Raw genomic sequence first — 24901 nt, forward strand, 5'->3', positions numbered from 1 at the left:
ACGGCCCGATTCCGGTTCATCGGAAAGCGCGCTCCTAGGGTAGCCCCGTAGGAGCGGACCTTGTCCGCGATCGCGGATGAGATCCGCTCCTACGCCGGGCCCACCGCCGGTTTCCACCTGTAGGAGCGGCCAATGAAAAAGCCGCCCGGAGGCGGCTCTTTCGGCGAACGGGCGCGCTTACAGCTGCGGGCCGGCGTCCTTGATGGCGTCGCTCACGTCGAACTTCTTGAAGTTCTCGATGAACTTGCCGGCCAGGCCCTTGGCGGCTTCGTCGTAGGCGGCCTTGTCTTCCCAGGTGTTGCGCGGGTTGAGCAGGTTGGTCTCGACGCCCGGGACGAGCTTGGGCACGTCCAGGTTGATGATGTCCAGGTGCTCGGTCTCGGCGCCGACCAGGGCGCCGCTCTGGATGGCGGCGATCACACCACGGGTGGTCGGGATGTTGAAGCGCTTGCCGACGCCGTAGCCACCGCCGGTCCAGCCGGTGTTGACCAGGTACACCTTGGAGCCGAAGGCCTTGATGCGCTTGATCAGCAGCTCGGCGTAGACGCCGGCCGGGCGCGGGAAGAAGGGCGCGCCGAAGCAGGTGGAGAAGGTCGACTTGATGCCGCCGCCCGAACCCATCTCGGTGGAACCGACCAGCGCGGTGTAGCCGGACAGGAAGTGGTAGGCGGCCTGCTCGTTGTTCAGGATCGACACCGGCGGCAGTACGCCGGTCAGGTCGCAGGTCAGGAAGATGACCGCGTTGGGCTCGCCGCCCAGGTTGGCTTCCGAACGCTTCTCGACGTGCTCCAGCGGGTAGGCCGCGCGGGAGTTCTGGGTCAGGCGGTCATCGGCGTAGTCCGGGGTGCGTTCCTCGTCGAGGACCACGTTCTCCAGCACGGCGCCGAACTTGATGGCCTTCCAGATGACCGGCTCGTTCTTCTCGGACAGGTCGATGCACTTGGCGTAGCAGCCGCCTTCGATGTTGAAGACGACGCCTTCGCCCCAGCCGTGCTCGTCGTCACCGATCAGGTAACGGCTTTCGTCGGCCGACAGGGTGGTCTTGCCGGTGCCGGACAGGCCGAAGAACAGGGTCACGTCGCCCGCTTCGCCGATGTTGGCGGCGCAGTGCATCGGCAGCACGTCCTTCTCCGGCAGCAGGTAGTTCTGCACCGAGAACATGGCCTTCTTCATTTCACCGGCGTAGCGCATGCCGGCGATCAGCACTTTCTTCTGGGCGAAGTTGAGGATGACGCAGCCGTCGGAGTTGGTGCCGTCACGCTCGGGCACGCATTCGAAGTTGGCGACGTTCAGCACCTGCCACTCGTCGCGGCCGGCCGGGTTGTAGGTTTCCGGGTTGATGAACAGCTGGCGGCCGAACAGGTTCTGCCAGGCGGTGCCGGTGGTCATCCTGACCGGCAGGTAGTGATCGGCGGCCGAACCTACATGCACGTGGGAAACGAAGTGGTCCTGGGCGTCGTTGAAGGCCTGGACGCGCTCCCAGAGGGCGTCGAACTTGTCGGCCGGGAACGGGCGGTTGATCGCGCCCCAGGCGATGGAGTCCTTGCTGCCGGGCTCTTCGACGATGAAGCGGTCGGCAGGCGAGCGGCCGGTGCGGTGGCCGGTTTCCACCACCAGCGAGCCGTTGTCGGCCAGGCGACCTTCGCCGCGGCGAATGGCTTCCTCGACCAGTTGGGCAACGCTGATATCGGTGTACACGGCTTTGTTGGCTTGCGTCATGTGGGTCCCCATCGGCCGGAGCCGAGTCCTCCAAACATTGCGTAGTGACTTCTAATTTCCACTACAGCGGAAAAAAGTCGCGGGATTATGCCAGAAAAGAACGGTTCTCGTGCAGCCTCTGATCCGGCGAGGGCGCCAATGGTTCGGCTATCGCCCCGATAGCGCCGATCAATGGCGGGTCTGTGACGGTGCCGCGCTGCCGCCGCCGGCGAACAGCTGGGCGATGTCGCTGCCGTCGAAGGCATAGCGCTGGTTGCAGAACTGGCAGTCGACGGTGATCTCGCCGCCCAGCTCGCCCAGCAGGCGCTCGGCGTCTTCCTTGCCGAGGCTGACCAGGGCGTTGGCCGAGCGCTCGCGCGAGCAGCTGCAGCGGAACACCAGCGGCTGCGGCTCGAACAGGCGCACCGCTTCCTCGTGGTACAGGCGGTGCAGCAGCGTCTCGTTGTCCAGGCCCAGCAGCTCCTCGGCGTTGAGGGTGTCGGCCAGGGTGGTCAGGTGCTGCCAGCTGGCCTCGCGATCCTCGGCGTCCTTCAGGCGGTCGGCGGGCAGCTGCTGCAGCAGCAGGCCGCGGGCGTGGCGGCCGTCGGCGCCCAGCCAGAAGCGCGTGGGCAACTGCTCGGAGGTGGCGAAGTAGGACGACAGGCAGTCCGCCAGGCAGGCGCCCTCCAGCGGCACTATGCCCTGGTAGCGCTGGCCGTTCTTCGGGTCTACGGTCATGGTGAGCACGCCGTCGGGCATCAGGTCGAGCAGGCCGGCGCTGTCGCGGATGGCCTCGGCGTCGTAGCGGGCCAGGCCACGCACCTCGCGCTCGCTGGAGCACTCCACCATGAGCAGCGGCACGGCGCCGCTGGAGCGCGCCTGCAGCACCAGCAGGCCGTCGAACTTCAGGGTGCCGCACAGCAGCGCCGCGGCGGCGAGCATCTCGCCCAGCAGCTGGGCCACCGGCTGCGGGTAGGGGTGCTTGGCCAGCACTTCGGCGAAACTGCGTTCGAGCGCCACCATTTCACCGCGAACGTCGGTGTTGTCGAAGAGGAAACGCTGACTTTGATCGATCTGGGACATGCTGGGCACAACGCTGGCTAAGGCACAAATACATGACAAGCTGATGGCAAAGGCCTATAAAGCGCGCTTCGCGACAGCCGCCCGGTTCAGTAAGGGGGAATCGATTCTATGGAGAAAGCTTCGCCGTTCCAAGCCACCTGGTCGTGGCGCCCGTTCATCGCCTGCCACCTGCTGGCCCTGGCCCTGCTGCTGCTCTGGCTATGGACGCCGACCCGCGCCGCCATCGACTTCTTCGATTTCAGCCTGTTCCACGCCCTCAACGCGCCCCTGGCGACCAACGAGACCTGGCGCGATACCTGGGCAGTGGCCAGCACGCGACCGTTCGACGCACTGGTGGCGCTCATCCTGCTCCTGCTGCTGATCCGCGGCGACTGGATCTTCAAGGCCACCCAGGTGCGCGCCGCGACCTTCGGCCTGGTGGTGACCATGGTGGTGCTGATGATCGTCCGCACCCTCTATGCCAAGATCGCCCACCACCTGGGCTGGCAGCACGCCAGCATTTCCGCCATCGCCCCCGACGCCGTGCGCCTGGAAGACTTCTTCCGCAGCTGGCAGGACACCCTCTTCGAGGTGAAGGACGAGTCGGCGCGCAGCTTCCCCGGCGACCACGCCTCGGTGCTGCTGGTGTGGGCGCTGTTCCTCAGCCTGTTCGCCCGCAACGCCGTGCAGTGGCTGGTGGTCTGGGCCCTGGCCCTGCTGTTCATGCTGCCGCGCCTGGTGGCCGGCGCCCACTGGGGCCAGGACGACTATATAGGCGGCGTGCAGATGGCCCTGCTGGCCCTGGCCTGGAGCTGCTTCACCCCCTTCGCCGCCTGGGCCAGCGCCGGCCTGGTGCGCCTGACCGAGCCGCTGTTCGCGCAGCTGGCGAAGGTGCCGCTGCTCAACCGCCTGAGCGTGATCGCCGCCTGAGGCGCCCCCGCAATCCCCGCCACGGCGGGGGTTGCGGCTATTCCTGGTCGTCGAGGAAGTGCAGCAGCTGGCGGCGCTGCTTCTTGCTCGGCCGGCCGTCGGTCTGCACGCCCAGGGCGCCGGCCTTGCGCAGGGCCGCCGCGTCCTCGCGGCGCTTCAGGCTCTCGGCGGTTTCCTCGTAGAGCAACTGAGCGTCCGGCGCACCCCGGCGCACGCCCGACAGCGCCTTGACCACCACCGTGCGCTCGTCGAACCCGGTACGCAGCACGTACTCCTCGCCGACCTTCGGCTCCTTGCTCGGCTTGCAGCGCTCGCCCCGGCAATGCACCTTGCCGCCCTCGATGGCCGCCTTGGCCAGGCCGCGGGTCTTGTAGAAGCGCGCTGCCCACAGCCACTTGTCCAGGCGTACCCTGTCGTCGTCTTTCTCGCTCACGGCCTCATCCACACGTCTGCAACCTGGCCAGTCTACCCTCGGCCCGGCGTTCCCGGCAGGCCCCTGGCGGGCGCCGATGGCCCTGCTAGAATGCCGCAAAACCCTGGGACGGCTCCTTTTGAAGACCTTCGACCACCTGTCAGTGATCGGCCTGCGCGAATGGATCGGCCTTCCCGACCTGGGCATCGTCGGCCTGCGCGCGAAGATCGACACCGGCGCCAGCACCTCCAGCCTGCACGCCAGCGACATCGTCACCTTCCACCGTGACGGCCGCGACTGGGTGCGCTTCACCGCCCACCTGGGCACCCAGGTGCAGCGCCGCCACCGTTGCGAGGCGCCGCTGGTGACGATGAAGACCATCCGCAGCTCCAACGGCCAGGCCCAGACCCGCTACGTGATCCGCACCACCCTGGCCCTGGGCGACCGCGCCTGGCCGGTGGAATTCACCCTGGCCTGCCGCAAGACCATGCGCTACCGCGTGCTGCTGGGCTCCAAGGCGCTGGTCCAGGGCCAGCTGGTGGTCAACCCGGCGCTGACCTACGTCCAGGACAAACCCCTCATCATGGTTACCCCCGCCCTTTCAGGTGCCCAATGAAAATCGCCGTGCTGTCGCGCAATCCGCGCCTGTATTCCACCCGTCGGCTGGTGGAGGCCGGGCAACAACGCGGGCATGAGATGGTGGTGATAGACACCCTGCGTGCCTACATGAACATCGCCAGCCACAAGCCGCAGATCCACTACCGCGGCCAGCCGCTGGAAGGCTTCGACGCGGTGATCCCGCGCATCGGCGCATCGGTCACCTTCTACGGCTGCGCGGTGCTGCGCCAGTTCGAGATGATGGGCGTGTTCCCGCTCAACGAGTCGGTGGCCATCGCCCGCTCCCGCGACAAGCTGCGCTCGCTGCAGCTGCTCTCGCGCAAGGGCATCGGCCTGCCGATAACCGGCTTCGCCCACTCCCCGGACGACGTGCCGGACCTGATCCAGATGGTCGGCGGCGCGCCCCTGGTGATCAAGCTGCTGGAGGGCACCCAGGGCGTCGGCGTGGTGCTGGCCGAGACGCAGAAGGCGGCCGAGTCGGTGCTGGAAGCCTTCATGGGGCTCAAGCACAACATCATGGTGCAGGAATACATAAAGGAAGCCGGCGGCGCCGACATCCGCTGCTTCGTGGTGGGCGACAAGGTGATCGCCTCGATGAAGCGCCAGGCCGCCCCCGGCGAGTTCCGCTCCAACCTGCACCGCGGCGGCAGCGCCAGCCTGATCAAGATCACCCCCGAGGAACGCATGACGGCGATCCGCGCGGCGCGGATCATGGGCCTGAAGGTGGCCGGTGTCGACATCCTGCGCTCGCACCACGGCGCGCTGGTGATGGAGGTGAACTCCTCGCCGGGCCTGGAAGGCATCGAGACCACCACCGGCAAGGACATCGCCGGGGTGATCATCGAGTACCTGGAGAAGAACGCCGGGCCGCATATGGTCAGAACCAAGGGCAAGGGGTGAGCCGGGCGGCCACCTCACCACCTACGCCGTTTTCTGGGTTATTCCCCTTCGGGCCAGCACAAGCGTTGTTCGCGATGGAGCCGCGTCCCGCGTTCGCGGGAATGACGGGGTTTGAGGATGGTGCCAGCCTTCCAGGCCACTCCGAACGGCCCCCTCTCCCTTCAGGGCGGGGCGCGCAGCCGAGGGCTGGGGAGAGGGTACGGAGGTGACCTCATTCACCGCTGTGACCGGGAAACTCCGTTCGCGAGCAAGCTCGCTCCTACAATGTCGTTCGTCACGCCGTCCCGGATTTCGTTTATGCCCAAATCCCCCCGCCCCTCCGACCTGACCTGGTCCCCCTTCGAAGGCCGCGTCGCCCTGGTCGCCCCGGCATCCTCCATCGCCGAGGAGGTCTTCGAGGCCACCCTGCGCCAACTGGAGGTGCTGGGCATCGACTACCACCTGGGCGAGCACGCCGAAGCCCGCTACCGCTACCTGGCCGGCACCCTTGAGCAGCGCCTGGAGGACTTCCACCGGGCCTTCGAGCTGCCAGACGTCAGCGCCGTCTGGTGCCTGCGCGGCGGCTACGGCTGCGCGCAGCTGGTGCCCGGGCTGGATTGGGCGCGGCTGAGGGCGGCCTCGCCGCGGCCGCTGATCGGCTTCTCCGACATCTCCATCCTGCTCAGCGCCTTCCACCGCCACGGCCTGCCGGCGATCCACGGCCCGGTGGCCAGCGCCCTCGGCCTGCAGCCGCTGAGCGCCCCCAGCGAACAGCGCGAGCGCCTGGCCTCGCTGGCCTCGGTCAGCCGCCTGCTGGCCGGCGAGGACGACCACCTGCCCTGCGCCCACCTGGGCGGCCCGAAGAAAACCGTCGAAGGCGAGCTGATCGGCGGCAACCTCACCGCCCTGGCCAGCACCGCCGGCACCGTCGCCGCGCTGCACGCCCCGGCCGGCGCCATCCTGGTGCTGGAGGACGTGGGCGAGCCCTACTACCGCCTGGAGCGCAGCCTCTGGCAACTGCTCAACAGCATCGACGCGGCAAGCCTGGGCGCGGTGGTGCTGGGCACCTTCACCGACTGCCCGCGCAAGAACGTGGCGCACAGCCTGGAAGAAATCTTCGTGGAGTACCTGAAGCCGCTGGGGGTGCCGCTGTACCACGGGCTGCCGAGCGGGCACGGGGCGCAGAATAGGGCTTGGCCTTATGGGAAGGTGGGGCGGTTGGGGGTGAAGGGGTTGGAGTGGTAGAGCCTGCGTCAGGCTCAACAGATCGCGGACGGTGCTTGCTCGAGACTCTGGTGCTGAATTCGAGAGCGCCCTCTCCCTAACCCTCTCCCTGAAGGGAGAGGGGACCGTTCGGAGCGCTCTGATATTTCGGCGTTAGCCGGCCAGCACAGAGATTACCGACTAAAACCACCCCCTCTCTCGGCACGGACTAGCCCCAACGGCGGATAACGCTGGCGCGTTATCCGCCCCACGTAGCGCCCCCTGTAGGAGCGCGCCCTGCGCGCGAATCGCGGGCAGGGCCCGCTCCTACACCCGCCGGGGATACCGCGGCTCAGGAAGCCCCGCGCGGCAGCATCAGCCCCAGCGGCAGGCACACCCGCGCCTCCACCCCGCCGCCCTCGCGGTTGCGCAGTTCCACGCTGCCGCCGTGCTGCGCGGCGATGCGCTTGACGATGGCCAGGCCCAGGCCGGTGCCCTTGCCGCCGCGCGCCTTGTCGCCGCGGATGAAGGGGTTGAAGATGCTGTCCAGCTCCTGCGGGTCGATGCCGGCGCCGCGGTCCAGCACGCTCAGCACCACGTAGGGCGCACCGTCGCCGCCGGCCAGGTGGCTGGCCACCTCGACGTTGCCGCCGCCGTGGTTGAGGGCGTTGCCGATCAGGTTGCCCAGCAGGCGCTTCATCGACACCCGCCGCAGCGGGAACGGCGGCAGCGGCTGCAGGCTCAGGCGCACGTGCTCCTCGCCCTGGTTGTAGGGCGCCACCACTTCGCGGGTCAGCTCGTTGAGGTCGCCCGCCTCCACCGGCTCGTCGCGGCCGTCGCGGATGAAGGCGAGGAACTGGTCGAGGATCTGGTCCATGTCCTCGATGTCGCGCACCATGTCCTCGACCATCTCGCGCTCGGTCTCGGGCATCAGCTCCAGCGACAGGCGCAGGCGCGTCAGCGGCGTGCGCAGGTCGTGGGACACCCCCGCCAGCATCAGCTCGCGCTCGCGCGCGGCCTGCTCGACGTCGTCGGCCATCTGGTTGAAGGCGCGGTACACCTCGGCCATCTCGCTGGGGGTGTCCTGCCCCAGCGGCAGGCGCACGCTGCGACCCTTGCCGAACTCCCGCGAGGCCACCACCAGGCGCTTGAGCGGCTGGCCGAGCAGGCGCACGAAAATCCAGGCCGCGGCGGTGGACAGCAGGCCGATGCCGAGGAACCAGCCGAGCACGCTCCAGATCTGCTGGCCGCGCAGCGGGTGCGGGTACAGCGGCACGCCCAGCCAGCCGTCGCCCAGGTTGGGCGCGTGGACCCAGAGCATCGACGGGTGGTGGATGCGCAGGCGGGTCTCGGTGTCCGGGCCCAGTTCGGTGCGCATCTGCCGCTGGAAGATGCCGCTGTAGGGCCAGTGCTGCTCTTCCGGCTGGCCGTTCTCGTGGGGCACCCAGGCCAGCCCGGCGGACCTGGCGATGGCCTCGCGCGAGCGCTCGTCGGCGGCCCAGTAGGCGCGCACGGTGAGGGCCGCGCCGTGGCTGTACTGGCGGTCGACCAGCATGTCCTCGTTCATCAGCAGGTAGACCAGCGTCAGCGCCTTGGAGAAGAGCACGACGATGAGCACCAGCCAGAGGGTGCGGGCGAAGAAGCTTTGCGGGAACCAGGGCGGGGTTTTCATAGGAAGGCGTCAGGCTGCAGGCGGCAGGCTTCAGGCAAGAGCGGACGGGACCCCGCCTGCCGCCTGTAGCCTGCCGCCTGTGGCTTTATCGTTTATTACCGTCCGGCACGAACACGTAGCCCACGCCCCACACCGTCTGGATGTAGCGCGGCTTGGACGGGTCGGGCTCGATCAGCCGGCGCAGGCGCGAGATCTGCACGTCGATGGAGCGCTCCAGGGCGTCCCACTCGCGGCCGCGGGCCAGGTTCATCAGCTTGTCGCGGGTCAGCGGCTCGCGGGCGTGCTGCACCAGCGCCTTGAGCACGGCGAACTCGCCGGTGGTGAGCATGTGCACCTCGCCGCCGTTCTTCTTCAGCTCGCGGGTGGCCAGGTACAGCTCGTAGTCGCCGAAGGTCACCACCTCGTCCTCGCCGGCCGGGGCACCCGGCACCAGCGGCGCCTGGCGGCGCAGCACGGCCTTGATCCGCGCCAGCAGCTCGCGCGGGTTGAACGGCTTGGCCAGGTAGTCGTCGGCGCCCAGTTCCAGGCCCTGGATGCGGCTGGACTCGTCGCCCTTGGCGGTGAGCATGATGATCGGGATCTGGTTGTTCGCCTCGCGCAGGCGCTTGCACGCCGACAGGCCATCCTCGCCGGGCATCATCAGGTCCAGCACCACCAGCTGGAACAGCTCGCGAGCCAGCAGGCGGTCCATCTGCTCGGTGTTCTCCACGGCGCGCACGCGGTAGCCCTGTTCGTCGAGGAAGCGCTCCAGCAGGCGGCGCAGGCGGGCGTCGTCGTCGACGATGAGGATCTTTTCACCTTCGGGCAGGGTGGACGGGTTCGACATAGAAACTCCAGGTTCGGGTCAGGCCGGCAATTATCGCCCAGCCTCGGTTGGCCACGGATTGTCCATTGTTAGCAGATTTTTCCCCGACCGACCGCCCTCCCGCTCAATTTAGCCTGGGTATAATGCGGCGCTTTTGCGGCGGGGCGTTGTCATAGACGCCTGCCGGACGCCCGAGCGAGCCGGCCGGCGCTAGCGCCACACCCCGTATTCTCGTTGGTTTCACCAGGTGGATTCATGGACAGCATCAACACCCGTATCGCCGAAGAGCTCTCCGCACTGCCCTCCGGCCGTGTTCAACCGCAGCAGGTGGCCGCCGCCGTGGCCCTGCTGGACGAAGGCAGCACTGTCCCCTTCATCGCCCGTTACCGCAAAGAAGTGACCGGCAGCCTCGACGACACCCAGCTGCGCCTGCTCGAAGAGCGCCTGCGCTACCTGCGCGAGCTGGACGAGCGCCGCGGCGCCATCCTCGCCAGCATCGAGGAGCAGGGCAAGCTGACCCCCGAGCTGGCCCGCGAGATCAAGCTGGCCGACACCAAGACGCGCCTGGAAGACCTCTACCTGCCGTACAAGCAGAAGCGCCGCACCAAGGGCCAGATCGCCCTGGAAGCCGGCCTGGGCGAGCTGGCCGATGCGCTGTTCAACGACCCGAGCCTTACCCCGGAAACCGAAGCCGCGCGCTTCGTCGACGCCGAGAAGGGCTTCGCCGACACCAAGGCCGTGCTCGAAGGCGCCAAGTACATCCTCATGGAGCGCTTCGCCGAGGACGCCACCCTGCTCGACCGCCTGCGCGTGTTCCTCAAGGACAACGCCACCCTCACCGCCCGCCTGGTGCCGGGCAAGGAGACCGAAGGCGCCAAGTTCAGCGACTACTTCGAGCACGACGAGCCCTTCAAGGGCGCGCCCTCGCACCGCGCCCTGGCGATCTTCCGCGGGCGCAACGAAGGCGTGCTGAGCGTGGCGCTGAAGGTCGGAGAGGAGCTGCCGGGCACCAGCCACCCGTGCGAAGTGATGATCGGCGAGCGCTTCGGCATTTCCAACCAGGGCCGCGCCGCCGACAAGTGGCTGGCCGAGGTGGTGCGCTGGACCTGGAAGGTCAAGCTCTACACCCACCTGGAGACCGACCTGCTCGGTGAGCTGCGCGAAGGCGCCGACCTTGAAGCCATCAACGTCTTCGCCCGCAACCTGCACGACCTGCTGCTGGCCGCCCCGGCCGGCCCGCGCGCCACCCTGGGCCTGGACCCGGGCCTGCGCACCGGCGTCAAGGTGGCCGTGGTCGACGCCACCGGCAAGCTGCTGGAGACCGCCACCGTCTACCCGCACGTACCGAAGAACCAGTGGGACCAGACCATCGCCGTGCTCGCCGCGCTGTGCGCCAAGCACCAGGTGGAACTGATCGCCATCGGCAACGGCACCGCCAGCCGCGAGACCGACAAGCTGGCCGCCGAACTGATCAAGAAATACCCGGCGCTCAAGTGCACCAAGATCATGGTCAGCGAGGCCGGCGCCTCGGTGTACTCGGCCTCCGAGCTGGCCGCCCGGGAATTCCCCGACCTCGACGTGTCGCTGCGCGGCGCCGTCTCCATCGCCCGCCGCCTGCAGGACCCGCTGGCCGAGCTGGTGAAGATCGAGCCCAAGTCCATCGGCGTCGGCCAGTACCAGCATGACGTGTCCCAGCTGCAACTGGCGCGCAGCCTGGATGCGGTGGTGGAGGACTGCGTGAACGCCGTGGGCGTGGACGTGAACACCGCCTCCGCCGCCCTGCTGGCGCGCATCTCCGGCCTCAACAGCACCCTGGCGCAGAACATCGTGGCGCACCGCGACGCCAACGGCGCGTTCAAGTCCCGCGACGACCTGAAGAAGGTCAGCCGCCTGGGCGAGAAGACCTTCGAGCAGGCCGCCGGCTTCCTCCGCGTGATGAACGGCGATAACCCGCTGGACGCCTCGGCTGTGCACCCGGAGACCTACCCGCTGGTGCAGCGCATCGCCGCCGGCACCGGCCGCGACATCCGCTCGCTGATCGGCGATTCGGGCTTCCTCAAGCGCCTGGACCCGAAGAAGTTCACCGACGAGCAGTTCGGCCTGCCCACCGTCACCGACATCCTCAAGGAACTCGACAAGCCCGGCCGCGACCCGCGCCCGGAGTTCAAGACCGCCGAGTTCCAGGACGGCGTCGAGAGCCTCAAGGACCTCAAGCCGGGCATGGTGCTCGAAGGCGTGGTGACCAACGTCACCAACTTCGGCGCCTTCGTCGACATCGGCGTGCACCAGGACGGCCTGGTGCACATCTCGGCGCTGTCGGAGAAGTTCGTCAAGGACCCGTACGAAGTGGTCAAGGCCGGCGACATCGTCAAGGTCAAGGTCATGGAAGTGGACATCCCGCGCAACCGCGTCGGCCTGTCCATGCGCATGGGCGACACCCCCGGCGAGAAGGTCGAGGGCCCGCGCGGCGGCGGCCGTGGCAACGGTGGCCAGCGTGGCGAGCGCAGCGCCCCGCGGCAGCAGGAGAAGGCCCCGGCGAACAACGCCATGGCCGCGCTGTTCGCCAATGCCAAGCAACTGAAGAAGAAGTAGGGAAGCCCCATGAGCGAGATGCCCAGCCGCGACGTCATGATCAGCGCCTTCAGCGAGAACATCGGCCTTGAGCCGGTGCGCCTGGGCGATGGCGAGGCCGAAGTGAGCCTGAAGATGGCCGAGCACCTGCGCAACCGCGGCAACGTGATGCACGGCGGGGCGATCTTCTCGCTGATGGACGTGACCATGGGCCTGGCCTGCTCCAGCGCCCATGGCTTCGACCGCCAGAGCGTCACCCTGGAATGCAAGATCAACTACATCCGCGCGGTCGCCGAGGGCGAGGTGCGCTGCGTGGCCAAGGTCCTGCACGCCGGGCGCCGCTCGCTGGTGGTGGAGGCGGACGTGTTCCAGGGCGACAAGCTGGTCGCCAAGGGACAAGGCACCTTCGCCCAGCTGTAAGCCGCCGCCCCTTTCCTGCTCTATCCTGACCATCGGCAGCCCGCGTGCCACGCGGGCTCCGGTGAGTCGCAGCCCGCCAGGCGACAACGCCGGCCGCCCTCCCCCTTGTAGACCGCCCGGTCCACCCCCATAGTGGGGCGACTGCCGCGTGAAGGACATCAAATTGAGCGACCTACTCTCCCGCCGCCTGGCGCTGCTCGGCGACGCTGCCCACCTGCCCCTGCTCAGCCAGTGTCTGCACGGCATCGAGCGCGAGTGCCTGCGCGTCGACGGCAACGGCCGCCTGGCCCTGAGCCCGCACCCCAAGGCCCTGGGCTCGGCCCTGACCAACCCGCAGATCACCACCGACTATTCCGAGGCGCTGCTGGAGTTCATCACCCCCACCAGCACCGGCGTCGAGCAGACCCTGGCGTCCCTGGAGAGCATCCACCGCTTCGCCAGCCAGCGCCTGGACGGCGAGCTGCTGTGGAGCCCGTCGATGCCCTGCGAGCTGCCCGACGAAGAGAGCATCCCGATCGCGCGCTACGGCAGCTCCAACATCGGCCGCCTCAAGTACGTCTACCGCAAAGGCCTGGCGCTGCGCTACGGCAAGACCATGCAGTGCATCGCCGGCATCCACTACAACTTCTCGCTGCCCGAGGGGCTGTGGCAGTTGCTGCAGCGCCACGAGGACGGCGGCATGGCGCTGCGCGACTTCCAGTCGGCGCACTACATCGCCCTGATCCGCAACTTCCGCCGCTACAGCTGGCTGCTGATATACCTGTTCGGCGCCTCGCCGGCGCTGGACGCCGGTTTCCTGCGCGGCCGCCCGCACCAGTTGCAGCAGTTCGACGAGCACACCCTGTACCTGCCCTGGGCCACCAGCCTGCGGATGAGCGACCTGGGCTACCAGAACAACGCCCAGGCCGGCCTGACGCCCTGCTACAACGACCTCGACAGCTACGTCGAGAGCCTGCGCAGCGCGGTGGGCACGCCCTACGCGCCCTACCAGAAGATCGGCACCAAGCAGGACGGCGAGTGGGTGCAGCTGAACACCAACATCCTGCAGATCGAGAACGAGTACTACTCCAGCATCCGCCCGAAACGCGTGACCTACAGCGGCGAACGGCCGATCCAGGCCCTGGAGTCCCGCGGCGTGCAGTACGTCGAGGCGCGCTGCCTGGACATCAACCCCTTCCTGCCGCTGGGCATCGACGCCGCCGAGGGCCGCTTCCTCGACGCCTTCCTGCTCTACTGCGCGCTGCAGGACAGCCCGCTGCTGGCCGACGGCGAGTGCGGCGCTGCCACCAGCAACTTCCTCAAGGTGGTCAAGGAAGGCCGCCGCCCGGGCCTGCACCTGCAGCGCGGCGGGCAGGCCGTGCCGCTGCAGGCCTGGGCCAGCGAGCTGCTGGAGCGCATCGCGCCCATCGCCGAGCTGCTCGACCGCGCCGGCGGCGGCGACGCCCATGTGCAGAGCCTGGCGCAGCAGCGCGAGAAGGTCGCCGATCCGGAGCGCACGCCATCCGCCCAGGTCCTGGCGGAAATGCGCGAGCGCGGCGAGAGCTTCACCGCCTTCGCCCTGCGCAAGAGCCGCGAACACGCCGAAACCCTCGCCCGGCCGCTGCCGGCGGCGGAGCAGGAAGCCTTCGAGGCCATGGCCAGGACCTCGCTGGCCGAACAGGAAGAACTGGAACGCCAGCCGGAAGGGGATTTCGACACCTTCGTGGCGGCCTACCAGGCGAGCATCCTCGGAGTGATCGGCGTTTAAGCCCCGTAGGAGCGGACCTTGTCCGCGATAGCCGGACGTCCCGGCGCGATTCGCGGATAAGATCCGCTCCTACGCCACCCCACCCACACCATTCCCTGTAGGAGCGCGCCCTGCGCGCGATTCGCGGGCAGGGCCCGCTCCTACGATTCCAGGAAAGCACGGTCGTAGGAGGACTCCGTCCGCGATAGCCGGACATCCCGGCGCGATTCGCGGATAAGATCCGCTCCTACGCCGCCCCACCCACGCCATTCCCTGTAGGAGCGCGCCCTGCGCGCGAAATCGCGGGCAGGGCCCGCTCCTACAGATTGCCGGGGAGCACGATATTCCTCCCCCGTAGGAGCGGACCTTGTCCGCGATAGCCGGATATCCCGGCGCCATTCGCGGATAAGATCCGCTCCTACGCCGCCCCACCCACGCCATTCCCTGTAGGAGCGAGCTTGCTCGCGAACGGATTCCGCAGCGGGGTTCATTCGCGAGCAAGCTCGCTCCTACGAAAGGCAGAGGCGCTGAACTACAGGCTCTTCTCGAACACCTGCGAATTGCGCTGGTAGTTGTACAGCGACGCCCGCGCCGCCGGCAGGCGTTCGACGCTGCTGGGCTGGAAGCCGCGTTCGCGGAACCAGTGGGCGGTGCGGGTGGTGAGCACGTAGAGTGTCTTCACGCCCAGGGCCCGGGCGCGCTTCTCGATGCGCTCCAGCAGCTGGTCGCCGCGCCCGCCGTGGCGGTATTCCGGGTTCACCGCCAGGCACGCCAGCTCGGCGGCGTCGGAATCGGCGATGGGGTACAGCGCCGCGCAGGCGATGATCAGCCCCTCGCGCTCGACGATGCTGAACTGCTCGATCTCGCGCTCCAGCACCTCGCGCGAGCGGCGCACCAGGATGCCCTGCTCTTCCAGCGGGCGGATCAGCTCCAGCAGGCCGCCGACGTCCTCGATGCCCGCCTCGCGCAGTTGCTCGAACTGCTCCTGGGCCACCAGGGTGCCGTTGCCGGTGCGGGTGAACAGCTCGCTGAGCAGCGCGCCATCCTCGGTATAGCTGACGATGTGGCTGCGCCGCACCCCGGCGCGGCAGGCCTGGGCGGCGGCGTCGAGCAGTTCGGCCTGGTAGCTGTTGCCCAGGCGCTGCAGGTGCGTCGGCACCTGTTGCGGGCGCAGTTCGCGGACCAGCTTGCCGTCCTCGTCGAGCAGGCCGCGCTCGCCGCCGAACAGGATCAGCTTGTCGGCGTCCATCTCGATGGCCGCGCGCATGGCCACGTCCTCGCAGGCGAGGTTGAAGATTTCCCCGGTGGGCGAGTAGCCCAGCGGCGAGAGCAGCACGATGGAGCGCTCGTCGAGCAGGCGGCCGATGCCCTTGCGGTCGATGCGCCGCACCTCGCCGGTGTGGTGGTAGTCGATGCCCTCGACCACGCCGATCGGCCGCGCCGTGACCAGGTTGCCCGCCGCCACGCGCAGGCGCGCGCCCTGCATGGGCGAGGCGGCCATGTCCATGGACAGCCGCGCCTCGATGGCGATGCGCAGGCTGCCCACGGCGTCGATCACACATTCCAGGGTGGGCGCGTCGGTCACCCGCAGGTCGCGGTGGAAGCGCGGCGCCAGGCCGCGCTGGGCCAGGCGCGCCTCGATCTGCGGGCGCGAGCCGTGGACCAGCACCAGGCGCACGCCCAGGCTGTGCAGCAGCACCAGGTCATGGACGATGTTGCCGAAGTTCGGGTCTTCCACGCCCTCGCCGGGCAGCATGACCACGAAGGTGCAGTCCCGGTGGGCGTTGATGTAGGGAGAAGCGTGACGTAACCAGGTGACGTAGTCTTGCATTGTCCAGATGGCCTGTGAGCGGGCGATGAAGGGTTGTCGAGTGCGAATGGCCGGCAAGGGCGGCGGGAGCGGCGGTTATCGTCGTCGCATGCACATCGACGGGTTTCTCCTCTTCAGGGCGGTTACAGGCAGTAATGCTGGATCAAGCCGCGCAGCAGTTCCACGGTCGGCGGGATGCGAGCGAGTTCCAGATGTTCGTCCGGCTGGTGGGCGCAGGCGATGTCGCCGGGGCCCAGGACCAGGGTCTGGCAACCAAGCTGCTGAAGATACGGTGCTTCGGTGCCAAAGGCTACCGCTTCCGCCGAATGCCCGCTGAGGCGCTCGGCCAGGCGCACCAGCTCGCTGTCCGCGGCCTGCTCGAAGGGCGGCACGGCGGGGAACAGCGGCTGGTAGTCCAGGCGCACCGCGAAGCGCTCGGCCAGGGGCCGCAGGCGCTCGCCGATGGCCCGGCGCAGGGCCTGCGGGTCCATCCCCGGCAGCGGCCGCAGGTCGAACTCCAGGGCGCACTGGCCACAGATGCGGTTGGGGTTGTCGCCGCCGTGGATGCAGCCCAGGTTCAGCGTCGGCTGCGGTACGCCGAACTGCGGGTTGTTGAATTCCTTCTGCCACTGCGCGCGCAGCGCCAGCAGCTCGCCGATGGCCGCGTGCATGGCCTCCAGGGCGCTGTGGCCGAGGCTCGGGTCGGAGGAATGGCCGCTCTGCCCGAGGATGTCGATGCGCTCCATCATCACCCCCTTGTGCAGGCGGATCGGCCGCAGCCCGGTGGGCTCGCCGATCACCGCGGCGCGCGCCAGGGGCCGGCCGGCTTCGGCCAGAGCGCGGGCGCCGGCCATGGAGCTTTCCTCGTCGCAGGTGGCGAGGATCAGCAGCGGCTGGCGCAGGGGCTTCTCCAGCAGCGGCAGCAACGCCTCGATGGCGATGGCGAAGAAGCCCTTCATGTCGCAGCTGCCCAGGCCGTACCAGCGGCCGTCGCGCTCGTCCAGGCGCAGCGGGTCGCTTTTCCACAGCGACTCGTCGTAGGGCACGGTGTCGGTGTGCCCGGCCAGCACCAGGCCGCCAGGGCCGCTGCCCAGGCTCGCCAGCAGGTTGAACTTGCCCGGGGCTATCTCCTGCAATTCGCAGGCGAAGCCCAGGTCGCCCAGCCAGGTGGCCAGCAGCTCCACCACCGGGCGGTTGGACTGGTCCAGGGCGGGCTGGGTACAGCTCACCGACGGCAGGGCGAGCAACTGGGCGAAACGGTCTTTCAGGCTCGGCAGGGGCATGGGCGTCTCCGGAAGCGTTGTGCCCATCATGGCCCAGGATGGCCGTCAGTTGAACCGCCATCCTTCGCCGGAACAGCGCCGACGGGGTGCTGTCCTGTACACTAACGGGCTTCGACGAACGCCCCCGCGCCAGGCCCTGCGGGCCCGTCTACCCTTTCCTTCCCGGACTCCGCCATGCAGAAAGAAACCGAAATCAAGCTGCGCGCCAGCCGCGAGACCCTCGAGGCGCTGCGCGACCACCCGCTGCTGAAGAAGCGCAACAAGTCCGGCTGGCAGCAGAGCGAGCTGTACAACCAGTACTACGACACCCCCGGCCGCGACCTGGCCCGGGCCAAGGTGGCGCTGCGCCTGCGCCGCGACGGCGAGCAGTACATTCAGACGCTGAAGAGCCGCGGCCACAGCGTCGCCGGGCTGTCCGAACGCAACGAGTGGGACTGGTACCTGGACAAGCCCGAGCTGGACCTGGGCAAGCTCGACGACAGTTGCTGGCCGGCGGCCCTGGCCGACCTCGACAAGCAGCAGCTGCAGCCGATCTTCAGCACCGACTTCACCCGCCAGCGCGCCGAGATCGCCTGGGGCCGCGGCAAGACCAAGGTGGCGATCGAAGCCGCCCTCGACCTGGGCAAGGTGGTCGCAGACCAGCAGGAAGAAGAAATCTGCGAGCTGGAGCTGGAACTGCGCCAGGGCGAGCCCGCGGCGCTGCTGGAACTGGCCGCGGAGCTTGCCGCCGACCTGCCGCTGATGCCCTGCGACATCAGCAAGGCCGAGCGCGGCTACCGGCTGTTCGACCCGGCCAGCTACACGGTGCACCCGGACACCCAGAAGCTGCTGGCGGAAACCCCGCTGGACGGCGCCTTCGCCGCCATTGCCTGGTCGCTGCTGGGCAGCAGCCAGCGCCTGGCCGAGCAATACCGCTTCAACGGCCACTGGCGCCTGCTGCAGGAGTGGCTGCAGCAACTGGTGGACCTGCGTGCCCTGCTCGGCAGCCTCGGCCAGGCCGCGCCGCGCGCCAGCAGCCGCGAGCTGCGCACCGCGCTGGACGCGCTGATCGGCGACTGGCGCCCGCGCATCGAACAGGGCGAGGCCGACGAAACCGCGCGCCAGCAGGCGCCGGAAGCCTTCCGCGCCGAACTCGGCCAGACGCGCTGGGGCCTGTTCTCCCTGCAGGCCTCGCGCTGGCTGCTGGCCCGCGCCTGGCAGGAAGGCCGCAACGAGCGCGGCGACCGCCAGGGCGCCGCGGCCCTGGGCAAATGGCTGCCGCGCCTGCTCGCCGAGGAGGCCGAGGGCCTGCCCCTGGCCCGCGCCCAACAGCAGCCGGAACTGCTCGCCGAACAACTGCCGCGCCTGCAACGCCTGCTGGTGTGGCTGCGCCTGGCCCGCGGCGTGCTCGACCTGCCCGAGGCCGACCGCCTCTACGGCGAACTGGCCAAGCTGGAACAGGCCCTGCACCGGCGCGACAGCGCGGACCTGGATGCTCTCGCCGCCCAGGCCCATACTGTGCTGACCCTCAAGCCTTGGAAGGCGCTTTTGAAATAAGCTGGGGAACCCGACGGCGCGGGCCGGACTCAGACCAGCTCCACCCGCAGCCGTCCGCGGCACACACGAACGCAGGGAGTCCGAATGTCCGTCTTCGCTTCGCCCGCCCAGGATCGCTGGCTTGACCTGGCCGATATCCTCCACGAGCTGGTCGCCCAGGGCCGCGTCGCGCAGAACGACGCCGAACAGTGCCTGGCGATCCGCCGCAGCGCGGTGAAGAACCAGCAGCATCCCCTGGAATTCCTCGCCGCCCAGCAGGTGCCGGACCAGCACCGCCCCGGCCGCCACCTGGACCTCGACGCCCTGGTGCACTGGCTGGCCGAATATTCCGGCCAGCCCTACCTGCGCATCGACCCACTGAAGATCGACGTCGCCGCGGTCACCCCGCTGATGTCCTACGCCTTCGCCCAGCGCCACAGGATTCTCGCCGTGGCGGTGGCGCCGGACAGCGTCACCATCGCCAGCGCCCAGCCCTTCGTGCACAGCTGGGAAGGCAACCTGACCCACGTGCTCAAGCGCCCGATCAAGCGCGTGGTGTGCAACCCGCAGGACATCCAGCGCTTCACCACCGAGTTCTACCGCCTGGCCAAGTCGGTCAGCGGCGCCTCCGCCCAGGACATGAAGACCAGCGGCGTGGGCAACTTCGAGCAGCTGCTCAACCTGGGCGCCAGCGACCAGGAGCCGGACGCCAACGACGCGCACATCGTCACCATCGTCGACTGGCTGTTCCAGTACGCCTTCCAGCAGCGCGCCAGCGACATCCACATCGAGCCGCGGCGCGAGCAGGGCACGGTGCGCTTCCGCATCGACGGCGTGCTGCACAACGTCTACCAGTTCCCGCCGCAGGTCACCATGGCGGTGGTCAGCCGCCTGAAGTCCCTCGGCCGCATGAACGTCGCCGAGAAGCGCAAGCCCCAGGACGGCCGGGTGAAGACCAAGACCCCGGACGGCGCCGAGGTGGAGCTGCGCCTGTCGACCCTGCCCACCGCCTTCGGCGAGAAGATGGTGATGCGGATCTTCGACCCCGAGGTGCTGCTCAAGAGCTTCGACCAGTTGGGCTTCTCCCCCGAGGACCTGCGCCGCTGGCAGAGCATGACCAACCAGCCCAACGGCATCATCCTGGTCACCGGCCCCACCGGCTCGGGCAAGACCACCACCCTGTACACCACGCTCAAGCAGTTGGCCACGGACGAGGTGAACGTCTGCACCATCGAGGACCCGATCGAGATGATCGAGCCCTCGTTCAACCAGATGCAGGTGCAGCACAACATCGACCTGACCTTCGCCAGCGGCGTGCGCGCCCTGCTGCGGCAGGACCCGGACATCATCATGGTCGGCGAGATCCGCGACCTGGAGACCGCCGAGATGGCCATCCAGGCGGCGCTGACCGGGCACCTGGTGCTCTCCACCCTGCACACCAACGACTCGCCCACGGCCATCACCCGCCTGCTCGAACTGGGCGTGCCCTACTACCTGATCCGCGCCACCGTGCTCGGCGTCATGGCCCAGCGCCTGGTGCGCACCCTGTGCCCGCACTGCAAGGCGCCGCTGGAGCTGGAAGAGAGCGACTGGCAGGAGCTGACGCGGCCCTGGAACGCCCCGCTGCCCACCGGCGCGCAGCAGGCGGTGGGCTGCCTGGAGTGCCGCGACACCGGCTACCGCGGCCGCGCCGGGGTGTACGAGATCATGCTGCTGACCGACAGCCTGAAGGAACAGATCACCGCCGACACCGACCTCATCCCGCTGCGCCGCCAGGCCTTCAAGGAAGGCATGCGCAGCCTGCGCCTGTCCGGCGCGCAGAAAGTCGCCGCGGGCCTGACCACCATCGAGGAAGTGCTGCGGGTGACACCGCAGAGCGAGCAGAAATAGGAAATCTCCGAGTCCGATGTGCTCGCGGGATGACACGGGAAAGCGTTAGCTTTGCCCGCTTGCCCCGCCCCTCCGGGGGCCGGGCGCCACGGAAGTCCGAATCGACCAAGGAGTGCAGCAAATGGAAACCGGCAGTGTCCTGATCCTCTTCGTCATCCTCGCGGTGGCGATCGTGTTCATGGGCTTCAAGGTGGTGCCCCAGGGCAACGAGTGGACGGTGGAGCGCTTCGGCCGCTACACCGGCACCCTCAAGCCGGGGCTGAACATCATCGTCCCGGTGATGGACCGCGTCGGGCAGAAGATCAACATGATGGAGCGGGTGCTGGACATCCCCCCGCAGGAGGCCATCAGCGCCGACAACGCCATCGTGCAGATCGACGCGGTGTGCTTCTACCAGGTGGTCGACGCGGCGCGCGCGGCCTACGAGGTCAGCGGCCTGGAGAACGCCATCCGCAACCTGGTGATGACCAACATCCGCACCGTGCTCGGCTCCATGGAGCTGGACCACATGCTCAGCCAGCGCGACGCCATCAACGAGCGCCTGCTGCGCACCGTCGACGAGGCCACCGCGCCCTGGGGCCTGAAGGTCACCCGCATCGAGATCAAGGACATCAGCCCGCCGGCCGACCTGGTGGAAGCCATGGCCAGCCAGATGAAGGCCGAGCGCCTCAAGCGCGCGCAGATTCTCGATGCCGAGGGCAAGCGCGCCGCGGAAATCCTCACCGCCGAGGGCGAGAAGCAGGCGCAGATCCTCAAGGCCGAGGGCCAGCGCCAGGCCGCCTTCCTCGAAGCCGAGGCCCGCGAACGCCAGGCCGAGGCCGAGGCGCGGGCGACCCAGGTGGTCTCCGAGGCCATCGCCAGCGGCAACGTGCAGGCGGTGAACTACTTCGTCGCGCAGAAATACGTCGACGCCCTCGGCCAGCTGGCCGCCTCGAACAACAGCAAGATCGTGCTGATGCCCCTGGAGGCCAGCCAGGTGATAGGCGCGGTGGGCGGCATCGGCGAGATCGTCAGGGCCACCTTCGGCGACGGCGCCCCGGGCGCCAAGGGCCGGGGCTGAGGTCATGTGGGACTACCTGCAACACCTGAGCTTCTGGGACTGGCTGGCCTTCGGCACCCTGCTGCTGATCCTCGAGGTGTTCGGCGCCGGCGGCTACCTGCTGTGGATCGGCATCGCCGCGGCGGCTACCGGCGTGCTGGCCTTCTTCGCCCCGGCCCTGGCCTGGACCTGGCAGTTCCTCGCCTTCGGCATCCTGGCGCTGCTCACCGTGGCGTTCTGGTGGCGCTACCAGCACCGCCCGGGCGCCGGCGAAGCCGCCAGCGGCCTGAACCGCCGCGGCAGCGAGCTGGTCGGCCGGCAGTTCGCCCTGCACGACGCCATCATCGGCGGCCGCGGCAAGATCCGCGTCGGCGACAGCCTGTGGCTGGTCAGCGGCCCGGACCTGCCGGCCGGCGCCCAGGTGAAGGTCACCGGGCAGGACGGCGCCGTGCTGCTGGTGGAGCCGGCCTGAGCTGACGCCTCACGCCCCTGTAGGAGCGGACCTTGTCCGCGATAGCCGGCGCGAATCGCGGATAAGATCCGCTCCTACGCGCCATGCCCACCTCCGGCTCCACCTGTAGGAGCGCGCCCTGCGCGCGAATCGCGGGCAGGGCCCTACGTCCGTGCCTCCTGGAACCGTAGGAGCGGACCTTGTCCGCGATCATGGCGGATAACGCCGTAGGCGTTATCCGCCCTACGGGGAGCCCGGGAGCTTTGTGGTTTCGCCTCGCGCCGGACGGTCCCCTCTCCCGCTTGCGGGGGAGGGTTAGGGAGGGGGAGCGGAGCCAGGGTTTGGCAGAAGTGCCAGAGCGAAGTCCGTCCCCTCTCCCCAACCCTCTCCCTGAAGGGAGAGGGGGCTGTCCCGAGCAAGCGGATAACACAGCGTCAGCCGGCAAACTCGTAGGGCGAATAACCGTTCGCGGTTATCCGCCGTTGACCAATGCACCGAGGTTCGACGCAAACGGCGCATAACGCCGTAGGCGTTATGCGCCCTACGAGCTATCGCGAACGCGGAAAACCAGGTTCGCGAGCAAGCTCGCTCCTACGAAGAGCATGCCCGCTCTTGCTCTGGTTTTTTTGGACTTCCAGAGAAACCTCCGCGCGCACCGGAACGCCCCTTCAGAAGGCCGAGCGAAACCGGCGCTCAGGAGGTCATGCGACATGGATGTCGCGAGAGCCCCGATGGGCTACAGGGACGTACCCTCGGGGCGGGCCTCCGTGGCGGGGGAGTTCGCGAGGGTAGCCCGGCTTCATCGGGCCCGTATGGCGGGGCAAGCCTTTTTGGTTCCTTTTGTGGCGACTGACAAAAGGGACTCGCCCGAGGGGGCGAAACAAGAAGGTCGGGCAGACTCGGAGCGGCGCAGAAACACCCAAGCCAAGGCAGCTAGGTTCCCGCGTTCGCGAGAATGGCAAGGTTAAGGGAGGAGCGAGAGGCCAGAGTTCGCTAGCAGGCTCGCTCCTACGTTCCCGCCGACGGTGGGCAAGGCCCCGGGCAGGGCCTAAGATGGGCGCCTCGACCCCACGGAACGGACATCCCCCTCGAATGCTGCGCCTGCTCAAAGACGAGAAATTCCTCCTCCTCGCCCTGCTCCTGGCCGTGCTGGCCTACGCCCTGGAGCACAGCCTGCTGGCCGGCGGCAAGGCCGTGGCCGGGGTGGCCGCCAGCGTGCTGCTGGCCTCGATCATCAGCGTCTCGCTGCGCGTGGCGCACCATGCCGAGGTGCTCGCGGAGAAGGTCGGCGAGCCCTACGGCACCATGATCCTGACCCTGGCGGCGGTGCTGGTGGAGGTGGTCATCCTGGCCATCATGATGGGCCACAACCATTCGCCGACCCTGGCCCGCGACACCATCTACGCCGCGGTCATGCTGGACATGAACGGCATCCTCGGCCTGGCCGCGCTGCTCGGCGGCCTCAAGCACGGCGAGCAGGCCTACAACGACGACTCGGGCAAGACCTACGTGAGCATGATCCTCACCGCGGTGGGCATCTCCATGGTCATCCCCGAGCTGATCCCGGCCGCGCAGTGGAAGCTCTACTCGCTGTTCACCATCGGCTGCATGCTGATGCTCTACGGCCTGTTCCTACGCATGCAGACCGGCCAGCACAGCTACTTCTTCAGCTACAACTACGCGGTGCGCAAGCAGCAGCCCCACGAGGCCGACGAGGAGCACGGCGGCACCCGCGGCTCCATGGCCCTGCTGGTGGTCGGCGTGGTGCTGATCGGCGCCCTGGCCGAGGTGATGTCCAAGGCCCTGGACGTCAGCCTGGAAGGCAGCGGCGTGCCGCCGATCGTGCCGGCGCTGCTGGTGGCGGCCATCTCCGCCAGCCCCGAGATCCTCACCGCGCTGCGCGCCGCCCTGGCCAACCGTATGCAGCCGGTGGTCAACATCGCCCTCGGCGCCTCGCTGTCCACGGTGATCCTCACGGTGCCGGTGATCGAGGCCCTGGCGCTGTTCAAGGGCCAGCCGTTCCAGATGGCCATGACCCCGCTGCAGACCGGGATGATGTTCATCACCCTGGTGGTGGCCGGGTTCAACCTGCACGATGGCAAGACCAACGCCATCGAGGGCATGACCCACTTCGTGCTCTTCGCCACCTTCCTGATGCTGTCGCTCATGGGTTTGTAAGCATGCTGAAGATCTACCTCGCCGGCCCCGACGTGTTCCGCCCCGACGCCGCCGCGTACGGCGAACGGCTCAAGGCGCTGTGCGTGGAGTACGGCTTCGAAGGGCTGTTCCCGCTGGACAACCGGCAGCCGGAGGCGATCGCGGAGCCGCACCAGCAGGCGATCTGGCTGTACCGCGCCAACCTGCGGATGCTCGCCGAGGCCGACGTGGTGCTGGCCAACCTGGCGTCCTTCCGCGGCAGCGAACCGGACAGCGGCACCTGCTTCGAGGTCGGCTACGCCGCGGCCCTGGGCAAGCCGCTGTACGGCTACCTGCCGGACGCCGGCAGCTACGCCGAGCGCATGCGCCGCAAGTACCCGGAATGGCTGGGCGAGCAACCCGGCCGCGACCGCGACGGCAACGTCCTGGAAGCCTTCGGCCTGCCGCTGAACCTGATGCTGGCGGTGCCCACCCAGATCGTCTCCGGCGGCCCGCGCGAGGCGCTGGAACTGCTGCGCCAGGATGTGCAGCCGGCGGAATGAGCGTAACCGCGCCCATGTAGGAGCGCGCCCTGCGCGCGATTCGCGGGCAGGGCCCGCTCCTACACGACTGCGCCGAGGCGCTTTTCGTAGGATGGGTTGCACTTGCGAAACCCATGCGGTCACGGTGATGGGTATCGCTTCGTGTTCTGCCGGGAGACATGGGTAACAGGTGTCGGGAGACATAGGTAACGCATTTAGGATCACGGAATTGCCGTATC

Annotated in this window: 20 protein-coding genes; 13 read left to right on the forward strand and 7 right to left on the reverse strand. The window is 68.5% G+C overall.

The window, feature by feature from the left end; translation table 11 throughout:
* Window positions 1-177 precede the first annotated feature (177 nt).
* Entirely contained in the window at window positions 178-1719 is a 1542-nt protein-coding gene (locus VV867_RS19965; RefSeq protein WP_275627997.1) for a phosphoenolpyruvate carboxykinase, read from the reverse strand.
* A gap of 168 nt (window positions 1720-1887) precedes the next feature.
* The gene (gene hslO, locus VV867_RS19970) at window positions 1888-2781 is read right to left on the reverse strand and encodes an Hsp33 family molecular chaperone HslO (protein WP_089393867.1); all 894 of its coding nucleotides are present in this window, start codon (window positions 2779-2781) and stop codon (window positions 1888-1890) included.
* A 108-nt stretch (window positions 2782-2889) separates the two neighbouring features.
* Between hslO and VV867_RS19975 the strand changes: the two genes are divergently transcribed.
* Entirely contained in the window at window positions 2890-3690 is an 801-nt protein-coding gene (locus VV867_RS19975) for a phosphatase PAP2 family protein (RefSeq protein ID WP_328567351.1), read from the forward strand.
* Window positions 3691-3727: 37 nt separating this feature from the next.
* On the opposite strand, the gene VV867_RS19980 is transcribed toward VV867_RS19975, so the two are convergent.
* Window positions 3728-4123, reverse strand: a complete 396-nt coding sequence (locus tag VV867_RS19980; RefSeq protein ID WP_089393865.1) for an RNA-binding S4 domain-containing protein — start codon at window positions 4121-4123, stop codon at window positions 3728-3730.
* A gap of 118 nt (window positions 4124-4241) precedes the next feature.
* Here VV867_RS19980 and rimB point away from each other — a divergent pair, with 118 nt between their 5' ends.
* The 3 genes from rimB to VV867_RS19995 all read left to right on the forward strand — a co-directional run bounded on the left by rimB (window position 4242) and on the right by VV867_RS19995 (window position 6844).
* A complete protein-coding gene (gene rimB, locus VV867_RS19985; protein WP_089393864.1) occupies window positions 4242-4718 on the forward strand; it encodes a retropepsin-like aspartic endopeptidase RimB in 477 nt (158 codons plus the stop codon).
* Window positions 4715-5620 (forward strand): 30S ribosomal protein S6--L-glutamate ligase, encoded by a 906-nt coding sequence (gene rimK / locus VV867_RS19990; protein ID WP_089393863.1) that lies wholly within the window; start codon window positions 4715-4717, stop codon window positions 5618-5620. The genes rimB and rimK overlap by 4 nt, the downstream gene beginning before the upstream one ends.
* A gap of 297 nt (window positions 5621-5917) precedes the next feature.
* Entirely contained in the window at window positions 5918-6844 is a 927-nt protein-coding gene (locus tag VV867_RS19995) for a S66 peptidase family protein (protein ID WP_328567352.1), read from the forward strand.
* 310 nt (window positions 6845-7154) lie between these two features.
* Here VV867_RS19995 and VV867_RS20000 read toward each other — a convergent pair whose 3' ends face one another.
* A complete protein-coding gene (locus tag VV867_RS20000) occupies window positions 7155-8474 on the reverse strand; it encodes an ATP-binding protein (protein ID WP_074978160.1) in 1320 nt (439 codons plus the stop codon).
* A gap of 85 nt (window positions 8475-8559) precedes the next feature.
* Window positions 8560-9300 (reverse strand): osmolarity response regulator transcription factor OmpR, encoded by a 741-nt coding sequence (gene ompR, locus VV867_RS20005; RefSeq protein WP_301500486.1) that lies wholly within the window; start codon window positions 9298-9300, stop codon window positions 8560-8562.
* A 234-nt stretch (window positions 9301-9534) separates the two neighbouring features.
* Between ompR and VV867_RS20010 the strand changes: the two genes are divergently transcribed.
* The 3 genes from VV867_RS20010 to gshA all read left to right on the forward strand — a co-directional run bounded on the left by VV867_RS20010 (window position 9535) and on the right by gshA (window position 14017).
* The gene (locus tag VV867_RS20010; RefSeq protein ID WP_328567353.1) at window positions 9535-11871 is read left to right on the forward strand and encodes a Tex family protein; all 2337 of its coding nucleotides are present in this window, start codon (window positions 9535-9537) and stop codon (window positions 11869-11871) included.
* 9 nt (window positions 11872-11880) lie between these two features.
* Window positions 11881-12270 carry a PaaI family thioesterase gene (locus VV867_RS20015; RefSeq protein WP_074978168.1) on the forward strand — a complete coding sequence of 130 codons (390 nt, stop codon included), beginning with the start codon at window positions 11881-11883 and terminating at the stop codon, window positions 12268-12270.
* A 163-nt stretch (window positions 12271-12433) separates the two neighbouring features.
* Window positions 12434-14017 carry a glutamate--cysteine ligase gene (gshA, locus tag VV867_RS20020; protein ID WP_328567354.1) on the forward strand — a complete coding sequence of 528 codons (1584 nt, stop codon included), beginning with the start codon at window positions 12434-12436 and terminating at the stop codon, window positions 14015-14017.
* A 511-nt stretch (window positions 14018-14528) separates the two neighbouring features.
* Here the strand turns inward: gshA and argA are convergent.
* Both argA and argE read right to left on the reverse strand, forming a co-directional pair.
* The gene (gene argA / locus VV867_RS20025) at window positions 14529-15827 is read right to left on the reverse strand and encodes an amino-acid N-acetyltransferase (protein ID WP_328567355.1); all 1299 of its coding nucleotides are present in this window, start codon (window positions 15825-15827) and stop codon (window positions 14529-14531) included.
* Between the two features lie 122 nt (window positions 15828-15949).
* A complete protein-coding gene (gene argE, locus VV867_RS20030; protein ID WP_074978173.1) occupies window positions 15950-17089 on the reverse strand; it encodes an acetylornithine deacetylase in 1140 nt (379 codons plus the stop codon).
* Between the two features lie 174 nt (window positions 17090-17263).
* Here argE and VV867_RS20035 point away from each other — a divergent pair, with 174 nt between their 5' ends.
* From VV867_RS20035 to VV867_RS20060, 6 genes are all read left to right on the forward strand, one after another.
* Complete coding sequence (locus VV867_RS20035) at window positions 17264-18625, forward strand: CYTH domain-containing protein (protein ID WP_074978175.1); 1362 nt, start codon at window positions 17264-17266, stop codon at window positions 18623-18625.
* Window positions 18626-18709: 84 nt separating this feature from the next.
* On the forward strand, window positions 18710-20494 hold the full coding sequence (locus VV867_RS20040) for a GspE/PulE family protein (protein ID WP_074978177.1): 1785 nt from the start codon (window positions 18710-18712) through the stop codon (window positions 20492-20494).
* Between the two features lie 121 nt (window positions 20495-20615).
* On the forward strand, window positions 20616-21554 hold the full coding sequence (locus VV867_RS20045) for an SPFH domain-containing protein (protein WP_328567356.1): 939 nt from the start codon (window positions 20616-20618) through the stop codon (window positions 21552-21554).
* 4 nt (window positions 21555-21558) lie between these two features.
* A complete protein-coding gene (locus VV867_RS20050; protein WP_109933883.1) occupies window positions 21559-22005 on the forward strand; it encodes an NfeD family protein in 447 nt (148 codons plus the stop codon).
* Window positions 22006-23076: 1071 nt separating this feature from the next.
* Window positions 23077-24162 (forward strand): calcium:proton antiporter, encoded by a 1086-nt coding sequence (locus VV867_RS20055; protein WP_328567357.1) that lies wholly within the window; start codon window positions 23077-23079, stop codon window positions 24160-24162.
* A 2-nt stretch (window positions 24163-24164) separates the two neighbouring features.
* Window positions 24165-24683, forward strand: a complete 519-nt coding sequence (locus tag VV867_RS20060; RefSeq protein WP_328567358.1) for a nucleoside 2-deoxyribosyltransferase — start codon at window positions 24165-24167, stop codon at window positions 24681-24683.
* Window positions 24684-24901 lie beyond the last annotated feature (218 nt).

Source organism: Pseudomonas sp. JH-2 (assembly GCF_036231725.1).
Lineage (GTDB): Bacteria > Pseudomonadota > Gammaproteobacteria > Pseudomonadales > Pseudomonadaceae > Pseudomonas > Pseudomonas delhiensis.